The sequence below is a fragment of the bacterium genome, assembly GCA_027622355.1.
Lineage (GTDB): Bacteria > UBA8248 > UBA8248 > UBA8248 > UBA8248 > JAQBZT01.
This window is the reverse complement of sequence record JAQBZT010000205.1, coordinates 1-5462: the sequence shown is the minus strand read 5'-3', so window position 1 is coordinate 5462 and position 5462 is coordinate 1. Positions and strand designations below refer to the sequence as shown.

At 60.2% G+C, this 5462-nt stretch carries 6 protein-coding genes; all 6 read left to right on the top strand.

What is annotated here, in order from left to right; genetic code table 11:
• Window positions 1-970 (top strand): NAD(P)H-hydrate dehydratase (locus tag O2807_11400; GenBank protein MDA1001104.1); only part of this gene is annotated, 970 nt, incomplete at its 5' end.
• On the top strand, window positions 967-1398 hold the full coding sequence (locus O2807_11395; GenBank protein MDA1001103.1) for a tRNA (adenosine(37)-N6)-threonylcarbamoyltransferase complex ATPase subunit type 1 TsaE: 432 nt from the start codon (window positions 967-969) through the stop codon (window positions 1396-1398). The genes O2807_11400 and O2807_11395, both read left to right, overlap by 4 nt.
• Window positions 1399-1594: 196 nt before the next feature.
• Window positions 1595-2233 carry an LPS export ABC transporter periplasmic protein LptC gene (gene lptC / locus O2807_11390; GenBank protein ID MDA1001102.1) on the top strand — a complete coding sequence of 213 codons (639 nt, stop codon included), beginning with the start codon at window positions 1595-1597 and terminating at the stop codon, window positions 2231-2233.
• A gap of 3 nt (window positions 2234-2236) precedes the next feature.
• Window positions 2237-2947 carry a hypothetical protein gene (locus O2807_11385; GenBank protein MDA1001101.1) on the top strand — a complete coding sequence of 237 codons (711 nt, stop codon included), beginning with the start codon at window positions 2237-2239 and terminating at the stop codon, window positions 2945-2947.
• Between the two features lie 27 nt (window positions 2948-2974).
• Window positions 2975-3727, top strand: coding sequence for an LPS export ABC transporter ATP-binding protein (gene lptB / locus O2807_11380; protein MDA1001100.1), 753 nt, complete (start codon window positions 2975-2977; stop codon window positions 3725-3727).
• A gap of 30 nt (window positions 3728-3757) precedes the next feature.
• Window positions 3758-5209, top strand: a complete 1452-nt coding sequence (gene rpoN / locus O2807_11375) for an RNA polymerase factor sigma-54 (protein ID MDA1001099.1) — start codon at window positions 3758-3760, stop codon at window positions 5207-5209.
• Window positions 5210-5462: the final 253 nt, after the last annotated feature.

Here is a 5462-nt window from a genome sequence, read left to right as displayed (position 1 = left end):
TTTTCCGGCCGCAGACTTCGTGGGCGAGGTGGAGTGTCTCGACATCGGGATTCCCACCGCCTGTTTCGAAGCCGAGGGTGTGGAACTTCATCTGACCGAGGCGGCGGATCTCGCCGCAATGCTACCGGTGCGGCGGCGCGACGCCCACAAGGGAAACGCCGGACACCTTCTCATCGTGGGCGGCTCGTCGGGGATGACGGGCGCCGTGCTCATGGCGGCGGTGGCCGCGCTGCGCTCGGGCGCGGGAAAAGTCTCCGTCGCCATCCCCGAGCTGGTGGCGTTTGCCGTCGAAGCCGGCCCGCCGGAGGTGATGGCCATTCCGCTGCCCTCGACCGGCAGCGGGACGGTTGGAGAAAATGCCTTTGAAGTCATTCTCGAGCATGCGGCGGGCATGAATGCAGTGGTCGTCGGCCCCGGTCTGACGACCCATCCCCGGGCCGTCGAACTGGTCCAGCAGATGATCCAGCACATCGAGAAGCCGATGGTGTTGGATGCGGATGCCCTGAACGCCCTTTCGCATGATCTGACCGTGCTCAAGGGTACGCGCGCCGATCTACTTCTGACGCCGCACCCGGGGGAGATGGCGCGCCTGATGGGGGTGTCTGCCAAGGAGATACAGGCCGACCGGGTAGGGCTCGCCATAGAGTTCGCCACCCGGCATCAGCTTTACATCGCCCTGAAGGGGGCGGGAACGATCATCGGAACACCCGGAGGGGCGGGGTGGATGAACCCCACCGGGAACTCCGCGATGGCCTCCGCCGGAATGGGGGACGTTCTCGCCGGCGTGGTGGGAGGCCTGCTCTCCCAGTCGCTTGCCCCGGAGGAAGCGCTGGTCGCGGGCGTTTACCTTCACGGCCTGGCAGGGGATATCGCGGCGCATCAGATAGGCGGGATCGGATTGACTGCGACCGATCTGCTCTCCGCCCTCCCGCTCGCTCGGCAACGGGTACTGGAGGAAGCGGCTTCTTGACGCCCGCTCCCGAAGAGACGATCACCCAATCCCCCGAAGAGACGGAGCGGCTCGGCGGCCGTTTCGCCGGAAGCCTCGTTCCCGGGTCCATCGTTCTGATCTATGGAGAGGTCGGGGCGGGGAAAAGCGTATTTGTCCGTGGACTCGTTCACGGCCTCCCGGGCGGGGAAGGGCGGAGCGTCCGCAGCCCCACTTTCGTGTACATGACCCATCACCCGACGCAGCCGCCGGTCCGGCACGTGGATCTGTACCGGCTGCCCGCGAATTTCGACCCCGACGATCTGGATCTGGGAGAGGCCACCGACGCCGGGGAAATCCTCATCTTCGAATGGGCGGAAAAACTGAGGGCGCACACCTATCCGGAGGCCCATCGGGTCCAGATCGATGTGCTAGACGCCCACCGCCGCCGTATCCGGCTCGGTGGCTAGGGCGCTCGCCCACCCCCTCGGGGCATCTCGTTTGCTGCGTATTCTATCCCTAGAAATCAGGTCTTTACAGGGCTTCCTGGAAGTGGCATCATATTTGCAAGTATAGAACAGGCTTGCAGGAAGTAAAGCAGAAACTGCAATCCCGCCGCCCCTGTGCAAGTGTGCGCCCATTTTGCTTTCGGGACCCTGGGAAATCATGTTCTCGGTCAAATTCCTCAAAAGAGCAACCCTGACCGCCATGCTTCTTCTGATCGCCGTGGTGTCCTTCTACCTGTTCCGCTCCCCCCTGCCGCAGATCGAGTTCGGCGAGATCAAGGTGCTGGGCACGGATGCGGATCTGCAAATCAACCGCGTCCATGTCGTGCAAAACGAAAAGGGCGCGAAGGAGTGGGAGTTGTGGGCGGACCAGGCAAAAGTCTATCAAAAGCAGGACATCACCCAGATGCGCAATCTGCACATCCTGTTTTATCCCAAGGATGGGAAGAAAATGAATGTCTACGCCGAGCGCGGCGTAATGGAGAACCGGACCCGCAACATCCAGCTGGAGGGCAACGTCCGGATTCTCACTGACGATGGATACATCGTCGAGACAGAGTCGCTTCGTTTCAACTCCGAGAAGAAATACGTGGAGACCAAAGACCCGGTTGTTCTCCGGAATAGCACTTTCCGGCTCACGGGAACGGGACTTTTCGGCCGCACGGATATGGGTCAGTTCACGCTGGAGCGGAACGTGCGGGCAATCATCCAGGGCGTGGACGCCGCGGCAGCCGGCGGCAAGGCGCCCCACAAGGCGCTCCCCGCCCAATCCGGTGCCCCCAAGAAAAGGAAGGGCTGATTCATGCGCGTGCATCGGGCTGCGGAAAACATCATCTGCGGATTCTTTTTCGTCTTTGCGATGGCCGCTCTTGTGACGGGCGCCGCGGGGGCGACGGCCGTGCCCAGCCCCCCTGTAGCTGCTCCGACAACTGCGCCCAGCCCCCCCGCGGCTGCTCCGAAGGCCGCCGCGAAACCGAAAAAGCAAGAGCCGATTCACATCACGTCCAACCGAATGGAAGCCTTCAGTAAGCTGCATTTCGTGGATTTCATCGGTGATGTCGTGGCGACACAGGGCGAAATGCAAATCAAGTCGGACAAGCTCCGCGTCTATTTTGAGGAAAAGAAAAAGGACGGGAAGAAAGACCCAAAGAAAGATACAAAGAAGTATCCGAAGAAAAAGGAATATCCAAAGGAGAAGACCGCGGCCAAGCCTCCCGCCGCGGCCCCCGAGAATTCTGTCGAGCGGCTCGTGGCGACAGGGAATGTCCTCGTGAACCAGGGCAAGGGGAAGTTCGCCTCGGGGGAGAATCTGGACTACAACGAGCGCACCGGTATCGCTATTTTGACAGGCAACCCGAAGGCCTGGGAGGGGGATAACCTGATCATCGGCGACAAGATCACGCTCTTCCTGCAGGAAGAGCGGACGGTTGTGGACGGAAGCAGATCGAAACGTGTAAACGTGACCCTTTTCCCGAGCGGAGAGAAGCGCCCCGCTCCCGCCCCCAAAAAGTGACCGATGATCCAGCATAAAAGAGCATCAATGGAAGCGGGCTCCCCGGGCGATCTTTCGGCGCATACGCTGGGTGCGCGGGGGCTTGTGAAGAGTTTTGCCGGGAGGCGTGTTGTCGACGGCGTGGACCTGGAAGTGGCACCGGGGGAAATTGTCGGCCTCCTCGGGCCGAACGGGGCAGGGAAGACGACGATTTTCTACATGATCGTCGGCCTCATTGCCCCGGACGAAGGGGCGGTTCTTCTGAACGGCCGGGAGATCACGGGCGAGCCGATGTACCGCCGGGCGCGCATGGGGATCAGCTATCTGCCGCAGGAGGCGTCCGTCTTCCGGCGGCTCACGGTGGAGGACAACATTCTCGCCATCCTGGAGCTGATGCCGGGCACCTCCGCTTCGAGAAAACAGCGGGCGGAGGAACTGATCCATGACTTGAACCTCGAACACGTCCGGCGGAGCAAGGGATTTTCCCTCTCCGGCGGGGAGCGCCGCCGGGTCGAAATTGCGCGCGCCCTGGCGACCTCGCCTACTTTTATCCTGCTCGATGAGCCTTTCGCCGGCATCGACCCGATCGTGGTGAACGAGATTCAGGGCATCGTTCGGGGTCTTTGTGAGCGGAACATTGGCGTGTTGCTCACCGATCACAACGTCCGCGAGGCGCTCCAGATCTCTCACCGGGCCTACATCATCAGCGAAGGAAAGATACTCGAATCTGGTGACCCGAAGACCATCGCCGAGAGCGGAAAAGCCAGGGACGTTTACCTGGGCGAGTCCTTTCGGCTTTAGTCCGTAAATTTTCACAATGAGGAAACAACGGTGACGCTCCAGCCCCGCCTTCAGCTTCGCCACGAGCAGCGCCTCGTCATGACGGTGATGCTGCAGCAGGCGATCGGCCTTTTGCCGCTGACGCGCCTTGAGCTTCAGCAGGCGGTGCAGCAGGAACTGCAGGAGAATCCGGTCCTGGAAGATTCCGTAGAGGAAGTCAAAGAGGTGGCGGATGGGGAGATGCCCGAATCCCCGGAGGATTTGCCCGACACCCAGACGGACGAGCGGGGAGAGGTCGAAATCGAATGGGAAAACATCGTGCAGGACACCTCGCACTCTTCCTCGCTTCCCTCGATTGCGAGCGATGGGGATTTTCCTTCCTACGAACAGACCCTCAGCGTGTCCGAGACACTCCACGAGCATCTGGAATGGCAGCTGAATCTCACCGCGGCCGATGAAGATACGCGGCACGTGGCCGCCGAAATCATCGGGAATATCGACGATTCCGGGTATCTTCAGGCCTCGCCGGAGGAACTGGCCGCCAGGGCGGGCCTCTCGGCCGAGGTGGGCGAACGGGCGCTGGCGCTGATTCATGAATTCGACCCGCCGGGCATTGGGGCGAGAAACCTCCAGGAGTGCCTCTTGCTGCAGTTGAAAAACCTGCGCGGGGGGCTCGGAAAGGACGAGAAGAAGATCCATGAGCTGGCCGAGCGCCTGCTCCTGGACAACATCGAGAACCTCCACGATCGGCATTTTGTCCGCCTGTCACGTCAGAACAAGGTGTCCGTGGAGGAGATTATCGAAGCGGTCAATCTGATCCGCAGCCTGAACCCCAACCCGGGCGCCCGCTTTTCCGAAGAGCGGGTAGAGGTCGCTGTGCCCGACATCACGGTCATTAAAAGAGAGGCTGATTTCGATATCATCCTGAACGATGACGGACTGCCGCCGCTTCGCGTCAGCCCGATGTTTCATTCCATGCTGGAAAACCGGGACGGAACGCCTCCCGAGGCGCGAAAATACCTGGAGGAGCGGATGCGGGCCGCCCTCTGGTTCCTGAAGAGCATCGAACAGCGGCGTCAAACGATCATGAAGGTCGCCCGGAGCATCGTAAAATTTCAGGAAGAATTTCTCAACCACGGCGTCAACCATTTACGCCCGCTTGTGCTCCGGGATGTGGCCGAAGATATCGAAATGCACGAATCGACGGTCAGCCGCGTAACGACGGGCAAGTACATGGAGACCCCGCAGGGGGTGTTCAGCCTGAAATACTTTTTCCATAGCGGACTCGAATCCCGCGGCGGCGGCGAGAACACCTCTTCGGTGGCGGTGAAGGAGCGGCTACGGCACATCGTGGAGCAGGAGGACAAGAAAAAACCGCTCACCGACCAGGAGATTGTCGAGAAACTGCGGGAAAAGGATGTGGTCATCGCCCGCCGAACGGTGACGAAATACCGCAAGGAGCTGCGCCTTCCCTCCGCCAGCCGGCGCCGCCAATTTCATTGATTTTCAATCCCTTTCCGGCGGCATCTCGGTTTCGCATCGCCGCTATTTCCCGCCGGTGATTTCGGGTATAATTGGAGTCCTCATATGGGGGAACATTTGTTCCACCCTTTTGGCTTGCACGCATCTCCGCCCGAATCCATCATCGAAAAAAATGTGCCACACATAATGTGTTTCATGAGGTTTCATTTGTTAAATACTTGAATTCCGTTGAATAAGGTATGAATAATGTCGCAGATTAGTATTTCTCGGCTCA

What these genes read in the sequence shown, in the direction of transcription:
- lptC (MDA1001102.1), top strand. Translation starts at nt 1,595, where the DNA reads ATGTTCTCGGTCAAATTCCTCAAAAGAGCAACCCTGACCGCCATGCTT.
- O2807_11385 (MDA1001101.1), top strand. Translation starts at nt 2,237, where the DNA reads ATGCGCGTGCATCGGGCTGCGGAAAACATCATCTGCGGATTCTTTTTC.
- lptB (MDA1001100.1), top strand. Translation starts at nt 2,975, where the DNA reads ATGGAAGCGGGCTCCCCGGGCGATCTTTCGGCGCATACGCTGGGTGCG.